This is a genomic window from Legionella nautarum (assembly GCF_001467895.1).
Classification (GTDB): domain Bacteria; phylum Pseudomonadota; class Gammaproteobacteria; order Legionellales; family Legionellaceae; genus Tatlockia; species Tatlockia nautarum.
Genome location: NZ_LNYO01000013.1, coordinates 1,149,095 through 1,175,578, shown reverse-complemented (window position 1 = coordinate 1,175,578; position 26,484 = coordinate 1,149,095). Strand labels below are relative to the sequence as shown.

The window sequence follows — 26,484 nt, the reverse complement described above, 5'->3', positions numbered from 1 at the left end:
CAAGATAGCTGATTTTAAGTTATAACTAAGCCATCACCTATTAATCATCCTAATTCTATGAACTCAGATGAACTGATTATTTTGCTTAAAAACCAATTAAAGGATTGGTTTAATTTCCCTAGAAATCCAATATTTGGGCAAGTAACGACGGTTTATAATGAGCTTCCTTATGTGAGAACTATGCATTTATATGATTTCACTTCTCGTGGCTCACTTGTTTTTTTAACGTCTACCCTATCTGGCAAATGGCAGCATCTAACGAAAAACACTCATATTGCACTATGTTTAATGAATGCTGATTATGGTCAAATTCTTGTTGAGGGAACGGCATTGCTTCATAATAGAAAAACTAATTTACCCCTGACAACCTTATACTGGGAAAATTATCTCGAAGAGTATTGGCAAAATTTTTATATTTCTGAAGGTACAAATGAGTTAAAAGAAACAATTCCTAGTTCATTTGGTATAGTGGAAGTGGTTCCTAAGGCCTGGGAAATATTAGAGATCAACAAACTAGACTTTATTAAAGGAACAAGAAAAAAATATATCCTTCAAGAAAGGATGTGGCAGGTAAAGCAATTGCCGATTATTTAACTATTTTTTACGGACTTCTGATTTTTTTGCGATATAAATTAATTTCTTTACCTCAGCAACAAGATTATTATCCGCATCGGTTATTGGCACAGTAAATTCTAATTCAATCTTCTTTGCTTGATTCATATCTTGCCGAATTTTATTAAGCTGTTCTTGTGATAATTCAAATTTGGCATAAACAGTACCTTTTGCTGGCATTTTATAACGGATAAAGGCTGACTTATCCCAAATGATGTATTCTCTGCCTAATAAATTCATCAGCATTAACATATAAAAAGGGTCAGTCATGGAATATAAAGAGCCTCCAAAATGGGTGCCAACGTAATTCTTGTTCCAAAAACGCATTTTCATTTGGACGTGGATATTGGTAAGTTCTGCATTGAAGTGCTTTACGCTGATGCCAGCACCTAGAAATGGAGGCCAAAATCTAATCAATTTTAATAAGGATGAAAATTTCATTAAGATTTTCCAATATCGAATTAACTAAAATGTGTCATTTATTAAGGAGTTAATCAAGGCAAAATCCCTTGACTAAACTTTTATATTTGGTAAACATGGATACGATTTATTTGATTTTTGCGAGATACAACAATAAAACAATAGCTAGGATTGAAAAAATTAATCGATTTTATTTTGAAAATTTAGAAAAAACAAATCTAGAGAGTGCATGGAAATTGTTTCTCGCTGTTTTACTTGCTAGTTTCTACGCTGTTCTTTTTTATCTGATGTTTTCTTCCGAGCAACTGCTTGATTTTCACTCGTTCTATTTTTCATCGCAAATGCTTGCAAAAGGAGGAAACCCTTACCAAATATTATCAACTATTTATTTTCCAACCCAAAAATTAGTTCCAGCTAATTTAAATCCTCCTATTGTGCTCTTTTTTTTAAATCCACTCACAACTCTTAGTTATTATACTGCGGTCATAATCTGGACTGTGTTTTCATTTATTTTGGGATTAATTGGTGCCAAGATCGCTTTTTCTTACGCATTTTCTCCTGAATATATTAAAAAAAATGGCTTCTACTTGTATTTTATTTACTTATTAAGTTTTCCTGTTTTAATGAATACAGGTCTTGCTCAAATCGGCTTAATTCTCTTTTTTTTTCTAATGACTGGATATCATTTTTATATGAGGGAAAGGGATTATTTTGCTGGTATCCTCTGGGGCATTCTTATCGCCATTAAATTTTTTCCTGCTCTATTAATTGTTTATGCTTTTGTGCAAAAACGTTATAGAGTTTGTTGGGTCATGTTAGCTGTTTTCATCTTTTTATCCTTGCTTCCCTTATGCCTTTATGGAATAAAAATATACAGCCATTATTTTTTGATGATGTCCCAGATAAATTGGTATGGAAAGAGTTGGAATGCCTCTATTTTCGGGATTATTTATCGATTATTGAATACTGAAGCTGAGCAAAACTGGAACCTAACCATGCTAATTTATGGTGTTCTATTTGCTGTTTTTTTTATTTTATATTTAATAAAAATAATTCAGATTGAACGATTTAAAATTAAACATAAATCCTTTGCGTTAACTTCAGTGATGATGTTATTTTTAAGCCCTTTTGGGTGGTTATATTATTTTCCATTACTAGTGTTTCCTCTTTCCCTAACTTGGCTGATTTTTCTATCTCAAAAAAAACTTTCCAAGCTTAAGGTTTCTTGGTTTATTTGTTTATTTTTAATTAATGTTCCAATCAATAATATTCCCTTAACTATGATGCATTCTCTAGTAGGAAAACTAAGTTATTATTCATTTAATTTTTATGGATTGTTAATTTTGTTGTATTTTATGACCTTCTGCATGGAAAACTAAAATTTTTCCTTACGTCAATGAATTTCTTGGGCTAAGGCTATAGCCGTCCGGCTAAGCCTTGTTTAGCTTTGTAGTCTAAAAATTAACTGTTCGGGCTCTTAGATACCCCCACGAAATTATATAGACTGTTTAGTTCATTGATCGTTTTGTTTATCCCGTTCGCACTGAGGAAGCGCACAGCGCTGTCTCGAAGTGTCGCAAAAGCCCCCTCCCTCGAGAGCCTCAGGACAAGCCTTCGAGACTCACGCTATGCGTGCTCCTCAGGCTGAACGGAATAAAATGAATACAAATTCCTTAGATCTTTATTTCATAGGGATACCTCAGCCTGAACAGGCAAAAAATATCTTAGCCTTACGACTATGAGCTGTGGCCTCACTTCTGTTATTTATTTTCAGGGATTTCCAACTTATTGAAAATAAAATAGAAAGATTGATAAATAATGCATTTGCCTTTTATTTTTATTGATTAGATAAAAATTGATCTGTTGATGAACTTAAATTTTATCGTTAGTATTCTATAGCTGCACTTTGTTTGGAAATTAGATTCTAATATCTATTAATATGCCAAATAGGTCTAGGGAAAAAATTGTTATTTAACGAAAAATAGTGAAATGGAGATTGGATTATGGCATTTACCGAAGCACAACAAAGAGAAATTATTGATCTTATCAAACGTGAAAATTTGCATGCCGAATACACAGAAAATGCAGACTGGTCTGATTTTTGTGGTTTGAACAAGCAGACTGGGAAATTTCGGTTAAAAATTAAAAACTTAGATGCAGCAAAACAAATTATTAAAAAAATAAATGAGATAAACACAAGAAAAGCTCCAGGCTCAGATACTGATTCAGAACCAGAACTGGCGTCGAAAGATAGAATTACCTGCCGTGTAGCAGCAGGAGGTCGTGAAGATGTTGAATATAGTGAATCCTTTTCTTTAACACCCTGGATAGACGGGGACATTATCATTAATCTTGAGTTCGCTGCTTCGGATGAATATGCCATTCAAATAAATAAAGAAAAGATGACTGTTACACTAAGGCCTGGTCCGCAAATTAAGATGTTAGATGAAATTCTTGACGAAAATGGCGTGGCTACTATAAGCCCGCCTAGTCTAATCAATCGAGTTACCCCCTTTGGCCTTGCTGCTCTCGGTGGGCATGGTACAGATATAAGAGCGGGAGCCTATACCGATAATATCGAATCCATTACTTTCCTAATGATGAATGGAGAAACAGAAACTATCACTAGAGAGAAATATAAGGATGATTTTGATCTCATTGTTTCTACCCACTTCGGTCTTTTTGGCATTGCAGTGGAAATGGAGTTGAAATGTAAGCCAGCCGAAAAGTTAAAACGCGTTGAAAGAGCAGTGAGTCTTCCGGATTTTATTGATGAGGTGAAAGCAGGGAAATTACCTCGTAAAGGCTTTCCGATGCTTAGTGTATATTATGTACCCACCTATGATGATGACCTCAATAATCGCAACGTCAGAAACGTTAAAATAATTGAATACAAGCCCATGCCTTTGGAAACTGAGGATAAAAATTTTGATCCTGAGGCTCAAAATATTGAGCAATGGCTGCAAATAGAATTAGAAGAAGGCTTACGAGTCACGGATGTCTTAGCTATGTTCCCACAATTGACGCCACTTTTTATGAAGTACGTTGTGACTCGTTATGGGGTAGGGACTGAGGATAAAAAAAAATCCATAGGTAGAGCACCGGCACAATATCATTATCAACAACAATATCCTAAGAGTATTAACGATCTGGATGGCTTGTTCCCGGTCGGTGATGATTTGCAAGAAATGGTTGATGCTTTTACTAAGGTTGCAGCGGATACTGAGGCCGCAAAAGGAAGAGGGGAAGCGCCGGTCACTTTTGGAGCCTATGCTAGATTATTTCAAAATCAAAATTTTCCAGCCAGTTTATCTCCAGGTTCTCACCATAGTGATAAAAAACTGACCTGTGGTTTTGATATCGTTTCAAGTCCTGGTGCTAGCGGTTTTAAAGAATTTCGTGACAATTTTGTTAGCTATCTTATTAATTTCTTAAAAGCAAAATTGCATTGGGGGAAATATGTTCCTGAAAATATCGATTATGAGGAAATGTATGGTGATGATATGAAGGCCTACAAACAAGTTCTAACGGAGTTTCATGATAATAATAACTTGGATTTAGAACGCTCTCCTTTTTTAACGGAGTTTCCCTGTAAGGTCCTAAACATGGATGAAAAATACAGGCCGGCAGTAGAGAGGGCAGCTACAGAACCCAAACATGCTGCTGCTGTTGCACACTCTGGATTCCGTCTAAGAGGCTTAAAGTGCATGTTAAAATGGATTTCAGAACAAGCGAAAGACCATGAAAGTACTCACATCGAGGACTTAAAAGCTGCTACAGATCTGTTTCATGAAGCTGAGTTAGAAAAAGTACCTGATTATATCAGAGATTCCTTTTTTGGAAGAAAGTCTGGAATTTCAAGGCAATCAGGAGTTTGCCCATCAAACTGTGTCCTTTTTTAGGGCTGGGATTAGAAGAGGGGATTTAGAATCCCCTTTATAAAAGGGAATGGTCCACGCATTATCTCGGATAACCGCTTATAATATTGCCAATTTCACCATAAAATACAAGTATTGCTCTAAATGTTCTTATGGATTAATGAAGGAAATTCTTTAGCAAAAGATGCCGCATAAAATCTAGATCCTTCTACAGACAAATGATCATCATCATAATATAAAGGCAGGCCATTTTTAAACGCATAACACCATTTCTGGTCACAGAAATAATTCAGTGGGTCGAAGGTTTCAACCTGCGGGAATTCTTTAAGAATTTTGGCAAATAATTGTCGTAAAGGCGCTTGGCGTTGGTCAACCATTTTTCGTGGCATATTGCAATTTTTTATGGTGTGAGCATGTATATATAAAGGCCGACTATCTAAGCATTCGTTAATTGGGTGAAGTAATTCAGGCACATCATAGCTAATAATCACTCGCTTATGTTTTTTTATTAAAAGTTGTAAGGTATTGCGCAGAGCAGGTATCCAAAATGATAAATCGTCCATGGTCTGTCTCTGCGATTTGTACCATAAACTCCAATCTTGTTTTTCAGTGTTATACTCAAAACCACTGCGGTTGTAGGCAAACATTCTAAAGCTAAAAATAACTGTTTTAACCGATGTTAATTCTTTATCAGAAAGGGCTTCTTCAGTCATTGATAAGCAAGCTGGGTTTGCTGTTTTTCTATCGATTCCTAATAAAAAAGGGCATCCAGGAGAAAGAATAATACTAATATGATTTTTAGGGTATTTTTGAAAAAAGCCTGCGAGTAAATGATGGGCATGTGAATCCCCCAGAATAAAAACGGTTTTTTTGCCTTGATGAGAAGAGATGCCAAGCCCTGGAGGAATTGCTTTTTGAGCAATTTCAGGAGGCAATTTCCCAGCAAACTCAGGTGCTGGACTAAGGCGACCTAAGGCAGGTCTTGACAGAAATCCTTCTCGATAATAGGTATACATCCCTAAGCCCATTATGCAAAACGATAAGCAAAGTAAAATGAAGGCTTTTAGCTTTTGTTTGTCTCCGAAACGAGTGGGTTTTTCAATATAAAGATAACTCAGGAAAGCCAACAAAAAACTCAAAGCTAAACAGCCAACACGGAGAGTTTTTGAAGGCATGCCTTGCTCCATTATCCGCACAAAGCTCAGCAAGGGCCAATGCCAGAGATAAAGGGAGAAGCTAATTAAACCTATTCCTACCATGATAGGGTTTGCTAAGAGCTTGCGATTGATCCAGGTTTCAGTGCCAGCAGCAATGAGCAAGGTCGTTCCTAAAAGCGGTAACAGGGCATGATGTCCAGGAAAGACTTTTTCTGGATTTAAGTAATAAACAGATACAGCAATGCAAACTAAACCCAAAAAGGCAGAGATGTTAAGACAGAAGTAATAGTGTTTGCTAATCGATTTGTGGGATAAATCGGGATAGATGCTATGAAAAATCGCTAATAAGCTTCCTACTAAGAGCTCAAAAAAACGGCTTTGGGGTAAGTAGAACGCTGCTGTAGGGTTTGTGTTTACTCCTTTTAAATTAAAAAAATAAGAAATAGCAAAAAAAACTAAGGTTAAGGCAAGGATATTAATTTTCTTTTTAAAAGCGACCCAAATGATTAATGGCCAAATTAAATAAAATTGTTCCTCGATGCCCAAAGACCATAAATGCAGTAAAGGCTTAAGATCGGCGGCTGTATCAAAATAGCCGCCAGCTTTCCATAAAGCAAGATTTGAAGAAAACAAACCTGCCGCTGCCATGTATTTACCGTAGGCTTTAAATTCATTGGCTAATAAAGCAAACCATCCCAAGATAAAAAAACAAACTAATACGATAAGTAAGACAGGAAAAATACGGTTAATGCGGCGGACATAAAAATTGAGGAAGGAAAAATTATCATTCTTCAATTGATTAAAAATTATACTTGTAATGAGGTAGCCGGAAATGACAAAAAAAATATCGACACCGACAAAACCACCAGCTAATCGTGTTGGGAAGGCATGAAAAACGAGAACTAGCAAGATGGCAATGGCTCGTAGGCCATCGATATCTGCCCGATAGCTGGTTCGGGAAAAATTAGTGCTATTAGTTGACATCGTGATGCTCGTAGTCCTTTATCCAAAATCGGGATTGATCAGTGCTAGAACTTAAAAATGGATGGACGTCATAATAACAAAAAAGAGTTACATTCATAATGATTCTCAGCCTGCTTTTATCAGCTAAAAAAGCTAGCCTATTCATCATGATTAAAATAAACACATAAAACCCAAAATGCAGCTAATTTGTTAATAGTTCCTTAATTTGATCTTGTTAGATTAATAGTCAAACTAACAAATATTGGCCCGCTCCCATGAAATATAAAATCGACAAAACTTTTCCGAAGAAGACACCAGCAAAAACTGAACTTCAGCCGGCTTTAATGGAAACAACGCCTTCAGCGTCTACGTTTGCATCTCCTAAGTCAATTGTAGTGACATCAGCGCCATTCTATCCCAAGAGGAAAACTCCAGAACCAGCCGTTACTGAGTCCGCACCCAAAATAATGTCATTGTTAAGAGGTGCACCAAGCGATTTGTTAGCTCCCCATCGCTATCACCGACGTATGCCTGTTCGTCAAGTGGCTCCACCGATAAAAGTAAATGTTGATCCTTTAAATGAAATTCGGCAGTTATCAGAGCAGATAGCAAGTCGCAAATGGAACTCTGATCTACAGGAGCGAATTGATAATTTAGGAAATGTAAGTTCTTCTCCAAATGCTTATTTTCAACAAACCAGAGATAGTAGCAATTGCGTTAAAGAGGTTTTTAAATATCTGGTACTTCGCAAGGAAATTTTAGAAGAGATCGAAAAATCGGTAGCAAGTAAGCAAGAAAACTTGTATTTAAAAGACGTGTGGCCAGGTTGTATCTCTTTTATAACCGCAACCCTCAATAATCAAAAAGTTTGTTTTATTGCTGTTTCTCGTGCCGCTATAAAAAGGAATAACAAAAGTTCTGCTGAAAAAACACCTGCTCCAGATGAAAAGCTTCTACAACTTTTAGATGAGCTTGCTCAGGACCTAAATAAGGGTATAGCAGGGAGAGGAAAGGACAATTATCGTTATGCTGTAGTCATGGATACGAGTCAAACTTTTAAGCAGATGATTAAACAATTATCTGGAAATACACGAACTTGCGCTGAATATGATTTTGGTGCGCTGCTTAGTAAGTTATATTCTGAATATGGGCAGGCATTAAAAGTAGAGGGATGTTCAAATGCCTTTTTATTTAACTATTCAAAGGAATTAGAAGTAAAATATAGCAAAGGCATGAAAGGGGCAACCATCGCTAGAGAAACAGTTCGCAGTACCTATAACAGCTCTGTGAAAAAGCGCTCGGGTAATATAGAACTGAGTATTCAGGGTGGACATAAAGCAACCCTTATTCCTTGTTGCTCGGTCTGTCAATCCAACAAAAGCTATTTTATTGCCACACTGATTAGTTTTCAGGAGGAAGGTGAAAAATTTAGACAAATGCAGCGAGAAAGTGCTAAACTCGAGATAACTGACTTTGACTCAGAAGAAGCAGAAATAGAAGAGGAAAAAGTTAGTGATAAGGATGTAATTACCGATGTAAAAGCTGAGGTAACCGAAAGGAAAGCGAAGTATCGTTTATCTACTGGAATGGTTGAGTTAAGAAAGTCAGGAATCAGTATGTGTGGTTTCTTAAACTCAATTGGTCAAAATAATAAATCAAATTTTGAACAAGAGGATTCTGAATCTCATTCAATTCCAGTATACAACCAATAAAGATAGTATTTATTAAAATAAATACATAAGAGTGAAGGCCAAGGAGCATAAAATTTATGAAGAGTATAGAGACTGCAAGGGATCTGCATGGGATAGGGGATTTTCAAGGAATTATTAAACTATCTCAATCTATAGACTTCCTAAAATATGTCGACTCTCTTCCCGACAACAATCAAGCTGAAACCAATTTGCTGATAGGGACCAGTTATTTTGCATTGGGAGATTTTGATCAGGCCGAGCATTTTTTATTGCAAGCAAAAAATATTTTAGACAATTTATTTAAGAAAACTCAAGATACCAATAATCAAAGACCATCCAATACGGATGACCTAGAATTATTTATTCAAGTAACTAACTATTTAGGCGTTTGTTATCTCTCAACAGGCAGAGGACAAGAAGGAGTTGAACAGTTAAAACTAGCAACGAAGGCATTTGATGCTAGGTCAGCTCCTCAATTGCGGAGCTTAGGTGCTCTTGCTTATTATCACTTGGCTGATGGTTTGATTTCACAAGCCACCGACAATAGTTATAATGAAGCTTTAATTGCTTCGTCCCATGCTGTGGAATTATATGAAGGAGATGAGCTTAATGTAGGAAATGCTTTATTACAACAAGGTATTATTTGTAATTACCTCAAAAAGTTTGAGGAGGCAGAAACCGTATTAATGCGTGCAATAGAGCAATTAACTCAGCGTCAAGAAAAAGAGGAAGAAAATCTCTTGGTGGTAGATGCAAAGCATCAACTTAGTATTTCATTGCTAAAACAATCTAAGCCAGAAAAACTGGAACAAGCGATCGAAGTACTTCGTGAGGTGTTAAGCTCACTACGCGCTAATAACGGAAACAATATAGCGGATATCCTTTCTACGCAATTTCTATTGGGTATTTGCCATCTAAAAAAGGGCGAGCCAAAAACTGCGAATAAATATTTGCAAGCGTCCTTAAATATTTTTCATCAGTCAGAACTTTCTATGGATGAGCTAAAAACAGCACTTGCTTTAGTAAAATGGGTAGCTCAAGATGAAAAATCGATTAGGGATCCTTCTTTCTATCCTAAACTTCCAATGCTTCACCTTAAAAATATATTGAAAGCTATCGAGCGATTAGAAGCTCAGGCAGATAAGGAAACGCACGAAAAAAGCGATCACCACGACGCGGCAAATTTTCCCTAACTTAAAGTGCTTCTTTTAGAGTCGCGGCGTGATAACTTTCAGTTGCAGGCCTCCCTATTGACATCGATATAATGTAGCTAAACGCCGCTGCTACGATGAGAAAGGCTAATAAAGCAAAGATTAAGCTTAGAGTCGGTCGATTATTGTTTTTTCTCCGTTGAAAAACAAAATCCAAGCTTAGAATGATAAGCAAAATAGCAATCAGAATAAGAATGATCCACGTAAGCATCCTTGCTCCTCGCAGTGTATAGTATGATTAGTTCTAGATATAAGGTCTCAAACTATAAACCAACTCCTGTGAAATAGCCAATAAGGGGGCTTTCAATGGGGAGGTTGGGCTCTTCGACCTATACTGAATGACGCAAGGGGCGTGATGGAGGCTCCGCTCCTGATTCAGTGAATCCAGTTTTTAGTTCATCATTTGCTAATTTAATGATCCCCTCTAATGAACGTTGCACCTCACCTTTAGTAAAGGGATTATAAGAGTTTGTAGTATAAGCCGAATAGAGCATTCCTAGGGGAAATATAATTGAACAAGTTACTTTTCGTAGTGACTCACATAAATAAATGCCTGTATCCAAGAAAAACTCAGGGCCACCACAATACTCAGAGTAAGACAGCCAATAAGGAGCCATACAGCCCAGTCCTACAATTAGCATGGCTATTGCATGAACACTACTCAATGCACCTATAAAAAAATCGGTAAATAAATTGCCGCCGAAGGTAGAGTCAACATTAACAGTAATTGTATCATCGCTGTCTATTGAAGGAATTGTAACTGAGCTCTGTTTAATGCGCTTAGCACATTTAATAATCTCTTGATAATTGGGTGATTCTTTATTTAACTCGCTATTAATAGCTTGGGCATCCTTCAAAAGCTGGCTGTAAAACTGATATTGCATACTCGCATTAGTCCGTGCGTACTCCCTATCCACTCCATCATCAGGAACAATAACCCAAGGAAAATGTTCTTTTCCACGATAGAGACTCGGAGTTGCAAAAATTTTCTCCAAATCAATTTCTTCACCAAGATGGTCAGCGTATTGAATATTTTCAGTAGAGGATACTGTGGTGAGGTAGAATGACCAGCTAGATCTACAAATTTCAGCAAGCGTGGATTCTAAATGTAATCCAATACGCTTGATTTTAGGTTGTGTAAAAAACATGGAAACTCCTATTAGGTAGTACTCATATTCAAAGTCGGAGAATACTCCTCTCCCTTTTCCTCGCTCATTTCTTGTTTATAGAAAAATGCTTTAATTCTACTGAGGAATAGTTTTTCATGGTTAGAACCTTTTTGTGGTTGCATAGTATGGTAAATACTTAATAAGTATTCAATGGTTGCATTATCGCATTCACTTAATTTACAAGAAATTTTTAGATCGTTAAAGCATTGATTAATATAGTTAACAGCCATAAATTGCTCATTTTTTCCAAACTGCGTATTTAGATATTCAATTCCCATTTTCATTTCTTTTAGAAGTGCTGATTGATATTTAGGAAATTGGCTAAAATGTTCCTTCGCTATAACTGCTATTTCATCGTATGATAGCTTGGATAGGGCGGTAATGGTTTCAAAAACTTCGCATTCAAGGTGTTTGGATTTAATTAATTTGTCTGGTAGGGCGACTTCATCGCTTGATACGCAAGTGCCAACATATTGTTCAAATACTCCCTTAACAATATCCATAGGATGAGCGAATAAGCTTAAGTCCTCCTGATCACGCGAAAATCGCAAGCTGAGTAAGCATTTTCCAAAATCAATCAAAGTGACCTGTACCTGAGTTGGGGTTTCTACTAGCCCCCAATTAGTGTTGCAACAGTCGTCCTTTCCCAAAAGTTCTAAGAGTACGGCTGCTGTACCGAGTCCGACTAGACGTTTACTCGTGACTGTACCGGTGATACAAGCTTCGCTATCGAGTCTACGTCCAAATATTGTATCTTTTTCAGCATCATAAGCTTCATTCCAAGTGGTAAACTGAGTGAGAAAATCTGCACCGACCAACGGTTTTTTTTTCGTGCTCTCTTCTGATACTAGCTTATAAAAGCGAGAGTATTTAGGACAAGAGGCGAGATTAATATGGCGTATAAGTTGAGCACAAAACAGTTCTCTAGAAATTGCAAAATGCTTTTCGTCGGCTTCTATTTCCTCGTCAAATTCTTCATATTTGTAGAGCGAATCATTCGCGTCAATATCTGGGTTTTTCAATAGCCTATATTTTTCTTTTGTCGGATGTTTAACAATACATTCTACAGTATTGCCTTCAGGTGCTTCTTTGAAGTACCGATATGGAGTAGACTTACTAGATTCTGCTTTAGCGACTTTAAAAAAATGGGGCATTGTTTATCTCAGGTTAAAAATTTTGCAAAGAATAATAAAATTCATAGTTTTATTCAATAATTTTACTATTTGCAAGTTATATATCCTTTGCTGGCGGCTACAGGTTTTAATTATTATACAGTTAGGAAAATGTTTAATCCAATACGAATTCATTGTTTCTATTTTCTAATTTGTGTTTTATTGGGTTGGTTAGAAGGAGGCGAGTGCGCAGTCCGGCGTGATTTTCAGACCTGGCCCAATGTATTGGCTATTGGAAAATTGAGTAATGAAAATACAGGATTCGGTCGCCTTAGACTTTGGTTAGAAGCACAGCAACGTATTGGCGACGACAGTAGCAAATTTACTCAGATTTTATTCCGTCCCGGCTTAGGTTATGCCCTAACAACAAACCTGAGTATGTGGGTAGGCTATGGTTGGATTCGCACCGGGGTACCCTTAACCAACGCTCCTTTTGCTGAACAGCGAATTTGGGAGCAATTGCTCTGGGTAAAAACAAACCCGCATTTCACCTTCACCAGTCGTACTCGCATGGAGCAGCGGTATTTTCACAACAGATATAAGACTGCTTTTAGAGCGAGGCAACTTTTTAAACTTGTTATTCCATTAGATAAGGCCTCCCGGTTCAGCTTCGTCAGTAGCAATGAACTATTTTGGCACCACAATTACTATATCGGTAAAAAAAATGCTAATGGCTTTGATCAGAATCGCTATTTCATTGGTTTGGGTTATAATATCAATGCCCATGCGACGACGGAAATAGGGTATATGAATCAATATATACGTCGCCTAGGGGTACCTAATTTTCTTGCTGATATAGTATCAATTAATCTTCTTCTTAATTTTTAAACTGAGTGAAAAGAAGCAAAAATAATCTTCCAGCATATGGAGCCTTGAATACTCAAGCTATTCTTAATGATGCTAAAAATCGAACTTCCTTGATTTTAAAAACAGAACTTGTCAGATTGTGGAAAAGATGGGCTATATCGTAGAGCCTTATTGCATACAGTATTATACTGAAAGTCCTCTACTAATTTGCAATTCGGTATCCATAATCTCTTTCATCAATGGATTCTGACTTAATTCTGAGCGAATTTCTTGAAATGTTCCATGTTCAGTAAAGGCTTTGAGAACGCTAGCCGTATCGTTGCTGATTTCCTCTTTATTGGATTCAATCAGATTTTTAATTATTGCTAATTCTTGTACATATTCTTGAGGGTTTTCAAGATCAATATTTTTCAAAACTGCTTTTATCTCAGAAATAATATGCGGAGGATGACCTTTATCATCATTAAATAAATGGCTGTTCAGAAGTGTAGTAATTGCGGCAACATTTTCCTCTCTGGCTCCTAGGGGTATCTTAGTAATGTTTAATTGACTTTTCATATTCTCCATCTTTTCGATGAGATTTTGTCTTGTGCCAGACTCTAATCCAGCCATTGCTGTGGCTCTTCCGTCCATGATCCATTTATGAGTTTTACCTATAGAAACGAGATAGAGTAATATGCCGGAAAATATTTTTAACAATCCCGCGCCAATATTTAAATGAGGATATTTTATAGTTAATTGTTTTGCCAATTCTTGATATCTTTTAGCGGCTATTTCATTATCGGGTTGTACTATAAGTTGTGAAGTCCGAGTGAGGGTTTCTAATAATAAACGTTTGCCACTAACACCTAGTTCTTGTTGTTTTCTTATTATATTGAGAACTTCTTGCTGGAGATTTAAAAATTTTTGTTGTTCAGGGTTGGCTCCTTCTCGGGCGTTATCAAGTTGTTTTTGCACCTGAGAAAGTCGTAAACCTAATAACTCACCCACTCGTTTGTGCGGACAATTTAAATCACGCCATTCAATCATCCAAGCCCTTTTTTCATCATTCATAATTGAGTCAAAATTGTTATTAATATAGGCATCGACCGTATTCCAAATCATTTTAGAATGATGATTCATCCCACGCGCTTTCACCAGAGTCGGTGCTGCATGCAGAGCACGCTCAAATTCCTCGCGAGTTAAAGGAATTCCGACTTTAATAGATTTCATTAAATTATAATAGGCGGAAGAAACTCCTCCCCGGTCAATTGCGTCTTTACAGGAAAAATTAACACTATTAGGATCCAATCTTTTGAGTATATGGTTAGTGAGTTTATACTTAGTAAAATGGAACCAGACCGCTTGACGTTGAGCACTTGTTAAGGATTCCCCTTCTTTTATACCCATTGCTGTAAAACTTTTCTTGATTAAGTTTTTTAATTCCTCTTCCTCATCTCTAAAAATGAGGGCGCGAGCTTTCGCACTGATGTAAAAATCTTTAGTAGTATTTTTTGCAGTCTTATCTCCCCTTGCGATTTTTAAAAACTCATCAAAGGTTTCTGTATAATCCTGCTGATCCGTCGTTTTGAATAATTCTGATTGATGCATCAATCCTTTATCGGCAGGCAAGGTAATGACAACAAGATTGGGATGGCGAGTTTCTAATTTATCCAGAGCATCCGTTAAATCTTTTTCTTTTTTACCCTCGAAGTCTGTGCGGTCACGGCCTAGATTATTAAAATAGACATGGGTTATTTTAAGTGGTTTTGAAGGATCATAATAGGGATCAGCTTGGGCCTCTAGCCAACGTTCAAATAAGGGGCTTATTCTCACTTCGCCATGATGGCGTTGAGCTTGAGTACCTATACGATATTCTGTTAGACGTCTGCCTTTGTTGTATTCATAATGTTTTATCGTAGCAAGGCTCGTAGTATGTTGAGGTTTAAAATCGTCGTCCATCATCGCAGTAAGGCGACCATAGGCAGAACCTGCCTGAGCAGGGGTTTGACTATGTAGATTAACGGTAGGTGGCCCAGGTTGAAAAAAATGAGTAATATCTTTTTCAATTGAAGCGCTCATTGGCGTATGTTCTAAAGGTATTTTCTTAATGGCATCAAAAGTATTTTCTAAAATCTCATTATCATTATGATAAATTGATAATATAAAATTATTTAACTCTTTGATTTGTTGTTTGATTTCTATTTCTTTATCGGGATTTTGAGCTACATCTCTTTTTATCACAGGTCGCAGGGGTTTTGCCAAAAACTCTTCAAGTCTTGCGGGCTGCGCTGGTCGAATTTCTCCAGTTTCTTTATTATTTTCTTCTTCAATTTCAGAGTTCTCAACAAAATGTCTCAACCCAATATTACTGGCAAGTTGCGACAATAGCTCTTGTCGGGGTATATCGTAAATAGTTTTTATATTTTCTTCTACAACTGAGAAAAAACGGGTGTAGAGATCAGCATAAGCCACCTTGTTACTGTATTTTTGTTGGTCTCGCGTTTTGCGTAGATTAGTAGCAAGATCGGCATCACTAGCTTCTATCCTGCTTAAAACAGACTCAGAAATTTTTAGCGCTTTTAAATAAGCATAACAATTTTGATTGTGCAGTTCTTCACTAGTTATCCTAGTTTCTTTGATAGGACTAAGGCTCATATAGTTTTCTTTATAGTGAATCTAATATTATTTTAGTCCCAAAATGCTTAAGAATTTATTATGGATCCCTCACATTTTATAATCCGGTCAACTTTTCATCAAAACCTGAACTAATATTAGAGTTAAGATGGATAATAAGGAAATGGCATGGAATACAAGAATATTATGGTCGCAATTGATGAAAGCGACTCCTCTAACCTTGCCTTAAAAGAAGCCATTCGCTTAACCAAAGAACTCAATGCAAAGTTACACGTTCTTTATATCGTTGATGAAACTATTTTTAATAAGGTGGATGAATACGTTGAGTTTGATTTATTGTGGAGTGCTCACAGAGAGTTTGGACAAAGGATCTTAGATAAAGCACAACAGGTGTTAAATACCTCAGGAGTTGACTTTACTATGAAGCTCAGTGAGCTAAAACCAAATGAAGGTCGCCTTGCGGAAAAAATTGTATCGGAAGCAAATTCCCTTCCTGCCGATCTCCTTGTTGTTGGGACACATGGGCGAAAAGGATTTAGCCGTTTATTTTTAGGATCTGTCGCTGAGAATGTAATTCGTATTGCGACTTTGCCGGTGCTATTGGTGAGAGAATTAAAAGTTTTATGAATTTGTTAAGCCAAGGGGCAACCAATCCAGAACGAATCCCCGCAAGCTGCGGGGATTGACTCGCTGGGCTTTAGTGCTTTTCTTTTTTATCACCTAACAACCAATTAGCGCTCACTTCAAGTTCCTCAGCAATTCTATTGATTGAATGAGAATCAACAGCCACTACACCATTGAGTAGGGCTTCAATTTTAAATTTGGGCAATTTAAATAATTTAGAACAAACCTGCACTCGTTCAGTCATGGGACTGGGAACCCCCACTAAATCTAATTCTCGGTTCAAACGTTCAGATAGTTGTTTATTAGCCATGATAATCTCCTCAGATTTTGTATTAGTGTAAACCACGGAAGATTAAGGATTGATTAAGTACTTTAAGAAAATTTAGAGAAGATGAAAATGGAGTTAGTTAGCTTTATTAGTAGTTCTTGCATGAGTTATAGACTCACTCCCGCTTTCGCGGGAATGAGAAGGGGAAAGACTTTAAGGGCAATGGGCAAATAGAGGTTCAGGATTAGGTTCTTTGTCTTTACCTGTATCTCTAATAATTTGTGAAGACAGTTGCGAATACAATACTGAATAGCGTTTTTGCAAGGTCTTGTTACGCTGTTCTACGGAAGAAACTTTCTTATCTTCTGCTAGTTCAGAAACAGAGCCTTCTTTTCCAGCATCAATGTCTTGTGAATACAATAAAGAATAGCGATTTCTCGAAGTTTGATCTTGACCTGAACGATTAGATCTCCAATCAGGAACAGATGCTTCTTTATTCTCTTGTCCTTCTTGTTTTCCTTCGGCCTTATTGGCTAATTGTCTAAAGGTCGATATTTCGACATTAAAGGCTGATAAACTGCTTCGGAAGCCACGGGAAAACTCATAGGTCTCCGTTAAGTCATTTATCTTAGCAACTTCGGCTTCAATAGCTTGGATTAGATCGCTCGTTGGGTTAAGTCTGGATAAGGTACCAAATTCTATTTTGAGCTTATACAAGGCTACAAAAAGCTGAGCTTCCAGGTTTTGCGTCTTGAGTTGATGAAGGTCTAGTTCTTTAAGGGTTTGGAGAAGCGCGGTTCCTTCCTTAACCAGACTGCTGTTTTTCTCATCCTTTAAAAACCATGTTAAATTCTCAATATACGCTTCTATTTCTCGTTTCACTGGTTCAAGCTGTGAATCTTCTTTTTCCTCATCGATGATATAGTCTTGATCCATCGCAAAAGTAATTTTATTGAGAGCGCTAGGAATTATATCCTGGATTAACTCTTTAAAAATTTGCTGCTGCATGGTTGGTTCATTTGAACTATGAGAACTAGAAGGTTTAAACACTCGGCCAAATTTAACTGATTTTGCTGGAGCCAAGTCATTTCCTATTGGTTCTAGTGTTTCACTCTTCTCAAAGTAGGCATCCTGATCATAGGCATATCCATTCTTGAGCATATCCCTAAAAATGGTATCTAATTGAGTATCTTTGTCTTCGAGTATGAGGAGAGAGGCGCGTTCTTTTTGCAGTTTATCTATGGTTATCCGCATCTTTACACCACTAGCAATTCTAGTGGCCATTTCTAATCGCCTTTCGTCTTTAGATTCTATTTCCTCGAGGTAATGATTACCATCTTCTAAATAGGTTAAATCACGTCGAATCAGAGCCATAGAGGGAATTACCGCTTGTTTTTCACTCATTATCGGGTTTAAAGCAGGGGGCGGCCGCAGTGGAAGCATTGTTTGTTTGAGTGTGTCAAAAACTTCTTCGGTTTCTAAAGACATGCCTTCAAAGGTTCTCTTTAAGCGCTCAACCTCTGTACTAGATAGACCTGTGATTATCGCTTGGCAAGCTGATAAATCTTTGTGCTCATGATACAGGGAATAAGCCACCCAAACCCAGCGCTCGACAATAAGTGTTCTTTGCTCCATAGACTCTGCATCTAAAACAAGAGAGCTAACATAATTGGTGAGATTAACATTCTGATCAGTAAATGCTGCCATAGAAGGGCATTCATGAGGCTTCCAGGGAGGTGAAAATAATTCCTTAGTGGAAATTTTTAAAAACAGTTCTTGGTCAAGCGCTGCGATAGTATGCGCGTAACGTGTAATAACTTTCTTATTTAATTTATCAACTCTCGCGGCAAAAATGGGGTTGTATTTGACCTTGTTTTTTACAATTGGATTAGTGAGAAAGTCATTATAAGCTTTAATGTCAAAAGTATCTGCGCGATAATTTTCTTTTAATTGCTTGAGAAGCTTGGCAGGATCTCTTTTAGTTTTTATTTCCTGTTTGCGCTCATTGATTTTCTCATGCAAGGCTTTGATGTCAGGCACTGCTTTTTTAAATTCAATTTGAGTTTTCTTAGGTAATAATTGTTTAGGATTGGTAGAAGGGGCTGCGACGTAGTTTTGTATTTCTTCATACTTATTTTTTAATACTTGCAGCGCCTTAGTTGCCCGTTTTTGAAAACGTTCTAATTCGGGTAATGAGGTAATTTCGAGAAGTTCTTTATCGAAATATTTCTGTTGTTCTTTGTACTCATCCATGTACTGCTTCTGAAGATTTGAAAGTTCAGCAAGACTAATTTTCTTTTCCCTTTTTATGCCTCTTTTCATTAATGCATCTCCTACAAACTGATGGAATGAAATTTACAGCGTCTATACTATGTCAAGTCAGTGGAATTGGCTAGATACCTTACGCGTGAAATAATTTTTTTACACTTTAGTTACTTAACAGTCCAAAATAGTAAATATCTAACTTCTTGTTGAATTATTATTAATAACCAAGTGGTTAGAACAAAAAAACCAGTCTGTATATTGATTGATCTGCTTAGAAAATTGATTAAAAAAAATTTTAGACCTGTTTTGGGGCGTTACGGTAGTTATTTGCATAAATAGATTTGCCCGTGGTCATATAGGTCAAATAACAATCTATTCGTGGTTAGCTACTTAGCCCCTGTGTTTTATCTTGCATCTCTGCGCTATTTTTTACAGGGCTAGGTTTTTCGCTTAGAAAACCATGTTTTACTAAATAACTTGTGCCATTTTGTTTTTCAGAAGAGCTATTTTCCATGGTTTTTTGAGTGGGAAATTCTTTTCTATCTTGAATAGAAAAAAAGGAAATATATTTACTGCATTCTTCTTTAATTATTTTTTCCATTTCATGGGCAATTTTTTCATGGCTACCCTTAACAATACCCGAGTAATTTACACCTGTAAAATGAGCAAGTCGCCTAGTTGGTGGGGGAGTTTCTACGAGGATAGTCTGCTGTTCCTCAAAATTTTTTAGATATTTTTTTGTTTCAGGATGCTGCATAATTTCTTTTTTAAAATCAGGGATAGTTTTCCAAATTCCATCCCCTAAAGAACAAGAAATGGCTAAGGCCTCTTCATTAGCCATACGTGCCATAAAAACAGGCGCCTTTACACTAAGGAATTTATAAATTATTCTTTCTGTCTCATGGGAAAACTGTGGCGGCAGCGGTGGTTTTACCATATATAGCTCTAAGTTTGCTTCGGGATGACGGTCAAAATACCCCATCCATGGAAACCAAGTATTGCTAAAAGAGCTATTCATACCCGAGGAGCGATAAAGAGGATATAAAACGCCTGAATTTCCTTTGACGACAGTAATATCTCGTGCACTGGTTTGATAAATAGTTGCGCATTCCTTTGATTGAAATTGGTGCATAAAACCCTTCCTTGGTGGATACCCATTCTAATCGGGGGAATGGGCATACAACTTAATTGCTCAATTAAATTATAGCAGGAGTGATGGGGTTGCATGGGTTTGGATTGTTAATATCGAATGTTAGGACAAGGCCGCCCTACAATCTAAGAATGGTATCGATTGCGAATACTCTTTGATTAGCTCGGGTGCCATTATCATAAGGCATCACTTTGTATCGTAACGCTTTTTCATAGCGAATTTCTGGTCTTACTTCAAACAGACTCGAAAATTGGTGAGTCAACCCTAAGGTTAGACTCATGTAGGAGGTCGCAAAAGCACTTCGTTGCCCCTGATAATCATCAAAAAAATCAGTACGAAACGACATAAAATCCTTATCACTCACTTTGAGTTCGGTGTAATTAACGAGCCCCAATGAATTTGAGCGCCCAGGAATAATTGGACCGCAGCCTCCACCGCCACCATAAGATTTTTGGGGACCAAAATTGCAAGTTCCACCTTTTGCGCCATCATATTGATAGATGTAATATATTTCACTTGCAATAAAAAATTTCGGCGTGAATCGATGGGTCCAAGTCAGATTAAATTGCTGAAAATTATCGTGATTCCCTTTAAAACGGCCGCCATTGATAGAGTTGATCCCTCCCCATAGGGAATCGTTATTAGATCGAGAAACCCAACGAACAAGCGCTTGAAAGGTCGGATGATAAGCATTTGTCCAGGGAGCGACATCACTACCCGCATGAAGGCCGAGTTGAATAGTCCAAGTATTGTTTAGTTTAATCGCGGTATTGATGCCAGTTTGTGTATAAGTATCAAAGGTAAACATCAGCGAATGGGTCACTAAATAATTTTGCGGTGCGAGTTGCGTTTCAATGTCTGGAGGGGAAGTATAACGTCCAAAAGTAAGGACCATTCCTTCAGCAACTAAAGGAAAATACAGTTGCCCAAAAGCTTCAACTAAATCATAGCCATATAATTTATTACGTTTTAATAGTTGACTAGAAAAATAACCCTGGGAAGTAGTAAAACGGTAATTCATACCGTAAAGATTAGAAAGTCGAAATCCCCAATCAATATTTTTTACTTGAACTGTGTCAGGTAGGCGTTCAATACGTAAAACCGATTGCTCTAGCTCAATGTGATTAGGAACAATCGAATAGGTTAGAGGGAAATTAGAGTGTTTTGAGCTGCTTGCATTGTATGAAGGATTAATCCAACCATAGATCCTAATGTTTTTTTTTTCCAAGGCAGGGATAGCTTTCCAAATCAATTTGTTAACAGGATAGATTGGATCAGTATTTGGGACACCAATAGTCGGCCCAAAATACTCCGTGCTGGGGAAAATAGGGTCAAAAGGAGCGGGTTTTGCTCTTCTTATCGATTCAGAGAATTGAGTTTGCGATGGATTAGAGGATAATTTGGCAGGTTCAGCAATGAGACTAAAAGGAAAGTACAATATTCCAATGATAAGACAATAATAAAAATTATTCCTTTTCATACAAATCCATTTGTTTAAAGCTATAACAAAGTGCCAAAGGTCGCATTATACCTATTTTAAAGTTGAAAAATAGCCTGTAGATAGAGGACTTGATTATTCATACCTTGCTGCGATGCTAGGGATATTTTAGCTAAGGCACAAGAAAATGTGGTTGGTCCTCTTCTCTCATCCGAGTTAATTCATCCTGAAGTCTTTCTAACCGCTCAGTAATATTATTTCTTTGTTGCTTACTTGCATTCGACTGTTGACGAGCATGAGCCGAAGTAGTGTTGAGTTTTGGGGTTTTTGAAGGAGGATTAAAGGTTTTGAATTGATAAGGGTTAGAACTCATAAAGGGATTGTAAGCTTCAGGTTCACAAGTTTTTCGTTTTCTAGAAGAAGTTGGCGCCGGTTCTGTAGGCTCAATCCTTGAAGGATAGGATTGCGGATTGCTAGCTTGAATTTTAAATTCAGTTGATTGAAAGAATGTAGGCTGGGGCTGAGCTGGAACTCGAGCTGCTATCTCCTGTTCTGGAGGATAGATATCAGGAAGATAATAATTGACTACAGCTTTTTGCAGTTCTAGGCTGAATGAGGTTAACTTTAAATAAGCTGCTAGAGATTGTTGTTGTAACTGATAATCTTTGTAATAAGTCGATAAGACTAAAGAATAATATTGGTTTATGGAATCCCTATCGATGCCTGTCGAACTCATTGTTTTTTTCATTCTTTTTAATAGTTCTAATACATTTTTTTGTCTAAAAATGAGAGATGCTAATTGATCTTTCCCTGGATACTCTTTTTCCCAGGTTTTTAAATAGGTCTCTAGCTCGTCTTGCTTGCGAGATAGCTCTTCAAGAGTATACATCTCTGACTCCAGTAATTATTTAGGTGTAAAAATTTTAACAAAAAAAATTAATAAATTATCAACACAAACCGAACGTATACGTCATCCCCGAACTCAGCGAGAGCTGAGGTCTCGCCACGAAATTAAGTAGAATATTTAGTTCATTGATCGTTTTGTTATCCCGTTCGCACTGAGGAAGCGCGCAGCGCTGTCTCGAAGTGTCGCTAAAGGGTTTCCCCCCTTGAAGGAGGCTCAGGAGAGGCCCTTCGAGCACCTCAAGCCTTCGAGACGCACTTCATGCATGCTCCTCAGGCTTAACGGGATAAAATGAATACAAATTACTTAGATACTCATTTCGTCGGGATACCTCAGAAGCGAGAGCGCTTCCTGCGCTCGGGATGATCAGCTAAGTGAACTCTCATCAGCCTTATAATCAGAAAGTCCTGGATCTTCATTTGTAGAGCTAGATTGAGAACTAACTGTAATCAGCGGAGCAAAAAAGAGCGATAAAGGAGCAGTAGGGAGTTGCTCTGTCTGCGTCGTAGCAGAGGCTTCAGCCGGAGTCTGCTCCTCAAGTCCTATTTCGAAGTCTTTTTCTAGCATGCTTACAACTTCGGTTTGTTTTAGATCTTTAGCAAAAGCTAAGATATTTTTCTTGTTGATCGGACGGTCCATCACTATGTCCAGATACTGGATTACATATCTAATAAAACTTGTATCCTCTTCATTTTTTATGAGTTGACACACTAGCTTTTCCACATCGGCATAAGAAAGTAAAAGCGCCTGTTTTTGTAGCTGTACATCCTTCCTTTCTTTTAGTTGCTGTAATCGCTGTAATAAAAGAACAGAAATCAAGTGCTCGCTACGAAGTGATTCGACCAGTTGAATAAGATTCTCACCAAATATAGCTTCGACCATGGCAGTTGCATCATTGCTGGCATGTTTTAGCATTTTTTCTACAAGCGTTAGGGGGCGACGTTCAAAAGCAAGACGAAACGCCTCTCCATCGATTGTTACATTTTGGCTTAGTAAAAATTGGATACAGCGCTCACTGTTATTATCTACTGCTTTTTTCAGAGGACTAGAACCCTGTAGCTCGCTAACAGGGTTGAAATTGATAATTTCATTATCAATAACACATAATTGTTCCAATAAATCGTTTCTATCGTAAAATATAACACGGTCTAATAAGGTAGAAAGACAAAGACTTTTTTTCTGTTCTTTTAGTGCAGCCAAAAGAAGGGTCATTCTTTCTTGATAATCAATGTTTGTAGCAAAAAAGCCGCTACTTAGCTTTATTAGTCTAAGAAGAGCTAACTCAGGATCAGCTTGATGAGTTAATAAATATCTCATTAGTTTGATATGGTTTGATTCAGCGGCTACTGTTAAAAGGCTCTCTTTTTCGTCATTTAATGGGTCATCAATGGCAATTAAATGATGATTTAAGGCATAATCGATGATAGAAATATGTTCTTTATCAGCTGCTGAGAATAAGGATTTTTCTATTATTTCCTTAAAGTTAGATACATCTCTTGTCATTGTTTCAAAGCTAAAAGGCTCATCTGGTGTTTGAGCGTTTGAAATAGATTCTCGGTATTGACCAACAAGCTGTCTGAAAACTCTAGTAACACCCAGAGTCGCAGCAAGGAAAATAGGATGAGGCAAGGACTTAGACATCGCTAAAATTTGCGCTGAATATCGATTTTTGGGGGTTTGCAGCTGTTGTTTTATGAAAGCGTTAAAACCATCCAACATGAGCATTTGCCCGCTATGAATAATACTAGTGAATAAATCATTAATTCTAGTATGTGAAGTAGCTGCTTGATTGTTTTGATCTTTCAGAAGTTCCAATAATAAATCCAAATGGCCTGCTTCAGCGGCCAACATGGTGATCGATTCACCTTTAATCCTGTAGTTAAGTAAATGTGGGTATTTTTTTAAGATAGAATGAACTTCTTCCTTTATATTACATAATACTGCCCAACCAAGTAATTTGTTTTGCTCGCTCTCTTGCTCTGACAGTTGCTTATCATCATCCTCTTCTTCTTGCGGCCCAAAGGAATAAAGTGAAGCTATAGCTGTTTTGTTTTCGGTCAAATGTTGATAAAGCTTATTTAAAAAGTTTTGTCGCTTTAATTGTGCGGCTGTTTTAATAACTACCAGCTCATGTGTTTGTATATCATCGGTACTAATATTTAGTGCAGTAATGCTGTCGATATCATCAATAACAATGGAAAAAATGAGTTTTTGAATTCTAGAATCTAAATGGCCATAGTGTGCGGCATAAAGGGTCATAAATTCTTTTTTGTAATTATAACCAGCAGGTAAAGGGGAGGAAATTTCGTCTGAGAAAAGTTCAATGAGCAGTCTTTTCCAGAGGACCTCGTTAGTGAGGCCTTGAAATAGGGTATTAACCTGCCTCATAGCCCACAGGGATTTAAGGTCCATCGATGACAAAATAGAAAGTAGAATTTCATGAGGAAATTCTAAGGTTCCTAGCAAAGTAGTAGGTTGTTCTTCAAAAGTAGTAGGTTGTTCTTCAAAAGTAGTAGGTTGTTCTTCATTAGTTAAGGGGGTAGTACTCTTGTCTCTCATGGATTATCTCTGTTTCAAAAAGCCAATAAATTCTCATGTTGCTCAAATAAAATCCAGAGAATGTTTGTATTTCAACGATTCCGAAATGGAATGGTTGTGCTATCCTCGAGCTGCATAAGAGCCAATTGTTTTATCTGCGTTCTCATTACAAACAAAAAGCCCCGGGGCATTTTCACTGTAATTCATTTGCAGCGGATTACAAATCATAGCTCTTATGAGCCGCGGCCCAGCTCCAGGCATGCCTGCATGCACAACTTTTCGATTATCAATTAATAAAATATCCCCTTTTTGCCATAAACAAGAGCAATAGTAATTACGCATTAATTGAGCTACTTCTTGAATATCTTGCTCATTAAAACAACTCCCAACTCTGGTGTTATTAAACACAGGTAAGCGGCGTGAGGCTTTTATTGTTTTTAATCGGGTGAGAAAAATTTGCAGAGCCTCTTTAGGAGAATGGAAAAAGGAGGCAAAAGCAATATAGATGCGCTCTATAATTTTTAATACGATAGGCGAGAGCTGCCAAACAAAGCGATGCCAAAACCATTGTTTTCCTTGATAGTCTTTCATGAAGCATTTTCTTAGCTCTTCATTCAATAACATTAACTCAAAAAAATTGATTTGTAGGGCTTTTTTTTGCGTCCTCGGATTCTCAAAAACACTGGGTTTATAGAGAAGAATAAATCGGTTATTAGCCTCGCCAATAATAGGAAGATTGAAGCGCTCGCAGAGTTTTTCAATTTCCTTTGTGGAAAGCTGATAACGTTCTGCAATTTCAGAAAATAACCATTTGGATACAAAAAAAGATTTTTTCTCTAATTTCGCTTTCAAGTCTTCATTTAAAAATTGATAAACTTTTTCCGTATTGATCAACCCCGTTTCTCCGCCGCGTGTAGAAGGCTTAAGACAACAGAAAGAAATATAAGTAGGCACATCGGTGCTATAGTAATTTTCACTATGAAAACCACCAAGATAGAGGGTTCCCCCTGTTTTATACACCGCATTGGTATGAAAAACATAGTTTCTATCATTAACCAGAACTCGTCCTTCCTCGGACATAAACACATCACTTATACCACGGAAATTTTTGAGGCTTAACACAGTTTGCTCAAAAATCCCCTCGGACTTAATATCAAACCCTCGAAGAAGTATAGCCCCGTATTGTGCTAAATCCTCAAGAATTGATGCTGTATGCTGAGCTAGAAAATCTTGTAAAAAAGAGGCGTCCCTTCTTTTTTTTGCTTCAATAATGAGAGGCATTTCTTGTTCTTGAGACAAAACTAATCGTTCTTCATTGCGGAGAAATCGGGTAAGTACTTCGGGGTATTTGTCGTCCATCCTTGTGTCTCTGCTCTTAAATCCATAAATTAATAATAACGTAGGCGGAGGGGATTTGCAGCGTCATTGACTCCAAAAACCACCCGTCCTGACATTGACTTTATCAATCAGTTTGATTTAAAATCAAAAGTTATAGAGAAAAAACCAAAAAAAGGTTTAGAACGTCATGAAAATTACATCTTAAGTACGCCCATCTATAGGGCAAAGTGAACAAAGTCAGTTTCGACTTTCTGTTTTTTTAT

20 protein-coding genes are annotated in these 26,484 nt (G+C 37.2%); 7 read left to right on the top strand and 13 right to left on the bottom strand.

What is annotated here, in order from left to right; genetic code table 11:
• Nucleotides 1–57 precede the first annotated feature (57 nt).
• A complete protein-coding gene (locus Lnau_RS08615; protein ID WP_083503792.1) occupies nt 58–594 on the top strand; it encodes a pyridoxamine 5'-phosphate oxidase family protein in 537 nt (178 codons plus the stop codon).
• Here Lnau_RS08615 and Lnau_RS08610 read toward each other — a convergent pair whose 3' ends face one another.
• On the bottom strand, nt 595–1,053 hold the full coding sequence (locus Lnau_RS08610) for a YiiD C-terminal domain-containing protein (RefSeq protein WP_058504703.1): 459 nt from the start codon (nt 1,051–1,053) through the stop codon (nt 595–597).
• 68 nt (nt 1,054–1,121) lie between these two features.
• Here Lnau_RS08610 and Lnau_RS08605 point away from each other — a divergent pair, with 68 nt between their 5' ends.
• Both Lnau_RS08605 and Lnau_RS08600 read left to right on the top strand, forming a co-directional pair.
• On the top strand, nt 1,122–2,411 hold the full coding sequence (locus tag Lnau_RS08605; RefSeq protein ID WP_133134883.1) for a glycosyltransferase family 87 protein: 1,290 nt from the start codon (nt 1,122–1,124) through the stop codon (nt 2,409–2,411).
• 624 nt (nt 2,412–3,035) lie between these two features.
• The gene (locus Lnau_RS08600; protein WP_058504701.1) at nt 3,036–4,934 is read left to right on the top strand and encodes an FAD-binding protein; all 1,899 of its coding nucleotides are present in this window, start codon (nt 3,036–3,038) and stop codon (nt 4,932–4,934) included.
• Between the two features lie 116 nt (nt 4,935–5,050).
• Here the strand turns inward: Lnau_RS08600 and Lnau_RS08595 are convergent, their stop codons facing one another.
• Nucleotides 5,051–7,051: an acyltransferase family protein gene (locus tag Lnau_RS08595; RefSeq protein ID WP_058504700.1), complete on the bottom strand. Its 2,001-nt coding sequence runs from the start codon at nt 7,049–7,051 to the stop codon at nt 5,051–5,053.
• Nucleotides 7,052–7,305: 254 nt separating this feature from the next.
• Here Lnau_RS08595 and Lnau_RS08590 point away from each other — a divergent pair, with 254 nt between their 5' ends.
• Both Lnau_RS08590 and Lnau_RS08585 read left to right on the top strand, forming a co-directional pair.
• Entirely contained in the window at nt 7,306–8,742 is a 1,437-nt protein-coding gene (locus Lnau_RS08590; protein ID WP_058504699.1) for a hypothetical protein, read from the top strand.
• Nucleotides 8,743–8,798: 56 nt separating this feature from the next.
• On the top strand, nt 8,799–9,914 hold the full coding sequence (locus tag Lnau_RS08585) for a tetratricopeptide repeat protein (protein ID WP_058504698.1): 1,116 nt from the start codon (nt 8,799–8,801) through the stop codon (nt 9,912–9,914).
• 1 nt (nt 9,915) lies between these two features.
• Here Lnau_RS08585 and Lnau_RS08580 read toward each other — a convergent pair whose 3' ends face one another.
• The 3 genes from Lnau_RS08580 to Lnau_RS08570 all read right to left on the bottom strand — a co-directional run bounded on the left by Lnau_RS08580 (nt 9,916) and on the right by Lnau_RS08570 (nt 12,255).
• The gene (locus Lnau_RS08580; RefSeq protein WP_058504697.1) at nt 9,916–10,143 is read right to left on the bottom strand and encodes a hypothetical protein; all 228 of its coding nucleotides are present in this window, start codon (nt 10,141–10,143) and stop codon (nt 9,916–9,918) included.
• Nucleotides 10,144–10,261: 118 nt separating this feature from the next.
• Entirely contained in the window at nt 10,262–11,080 is an 819-nt protein-coding gene (locus Lnau_RS08575) for a hypothetical protein (protein WP_058504696.1), read from the bottom strand.
• An 11-nt stretch (nt 11,081–11,091) separates the two neighbouring features.
• Complete coding sequence (locus Lnau_RS08570) at nt 11,092–12,255, bottom strand: hypothetical protein (protein ID WP_058504695.1); 1,164 nt, start codon at nt 12,253–12,255, stop codon at nt 11,092–11,094.
• Nucleotides 12,256–12,384: 129 nt separating this feature from the next.
• On the opposite strand from Lnau_RS08570, the gene Lnau_RS08565 reads away from it, so the two are divergent.
• Entirely contained in the window at nt 12,385–13,101 is a 717-nt protein-coding gene (locus Lnau_RS08565; RefSeq protein ID WP_083503791.1) for a DUF2490 domain-containing protein, read from the top strand.
• A gap of 162 nt (nt 13,102–13,263) precedes the next feature.
• Here the strand turns inward: Lnau_RS08565 and Lnau_RS08560 are convergent, their stop codons facing one another.
• The gene (locus Lnau_RS08560; protein ID WP_058504694.1) at nt 13,264–15,717 is read right to left on the bottom strand and encodes a hypothetical protein; all 2,454 of its coding nucleotides are present in this window, start codon (nt 15,715–15,717) and stop codon (nt 13,264–13,266) included.
• 147 nt (nt 15,718–15,864) lie between these two features.
• Between Lnau_RS08560 and Lnau_RS08555 the strand changes: the two genes are divergently transcribed.
• On the top strand, nt 15,865–16,323 hold the full coding sequence (locus tag Lnau_RS08555) for a universal stress protein (RefSeq protein ID WP_058504693.1): 459 nt from the start codon (nt 15,865–15,867) through the stop codon (nt 16,321–16,323).
• 70 nt (nt 16,324–16,393) lie between these two features.
• On the opposite strand, the gene Lnau_RS08550 is transcribed toward Lnau_RS08555, so the two are convergent.
• The 7 genes from Lnau_RS08550 to Lnau_RS08520 form a co-directional block, all read right to left on the bottom strand.
• A complete protein-coding gene (locus tag Lnau_RS08550) occupies nt 16,394–16,630 on the bottom strand; it encodes a hypothetical protein (RefSeq protein WP_058504692.1) in 237 nt (78 codons plus the stop codon).
• A gap of 171 nt (nt 16,631–16,801) precedes the next feature.
• Nucleotides 16,802–18,910, bottom strand: coding sequence for a RasGEF domain-containing protein (locus Lnau_RS08545; RefSeq protein ID WP_058504691.1), 2,109 nt, complete (start codon nt 18,908–18,910; stop codon nt 16,802–16,804).
• A 325-nt stretch (nt 18,911–19,235) separates the two neighbouring features.
• Complete coding sequence (locus tag Lnau_RS08540; RefSeq protein WP_058504690.1) at nt 19,236–19,985, bottom strand: hypothetical protein; 750 nt, start codon at nt 19,983–19,985, stop codon at nt 19,236–19,238.
• A 136-nt stretch (nt 19,986–20,121) separates the two neighbouring features.
• Nucleotides 20,122–21,483, bottom strand: coding sequence for an outer membrane beta-barrel protein (locus Lnau_RS08535; protein ID WP_058504689.1), 1,362 nt, complete (start codon nt 21,481–21,483; stop codon nt 20,122–20,124).
• A gap of 130 nt (nt 21,484–21,613) precedes the next feature.
• A complete protein-coding gene (locus Lnau_RS08530) occupies nt 21,614–22,330 on the bottom strand; it encodes a hypothetical protein (protein ID WP_058504688.1) in 717 nt (238 codons plus the stop codon).
• 381 nt (nt 22,331–22,711) lie between these two features.
• The gene (locus Lnau_RS08525) at nt 22,712–24,904 is read right to left on the bottom strand and encodes an F-box-like domain-containing protein (RefSeq protein WP_058504687.1); all 2,193 of its coding nucleotides are present in this window, start codon (nt 24,902–24,904) and stop codon (nt 22,712–22,714) included.
• 99 nt (nt 24,905–25,003) lie between these two features.
• Nucleotides 25,004–26,242: a TauD/TfdA family dioxygenase gene (locus Lnau_RS08520; protein ID WP_058504686.1), complete on the bottom strand. Its 1,239-nt coding sequence runs from the start codon at nt 26,240–26,242 to the stop codon at nt 25,004–25,006.
• Between the last annotated feature and the right edge of the window lie 242 nt (nt 26,243–26,484).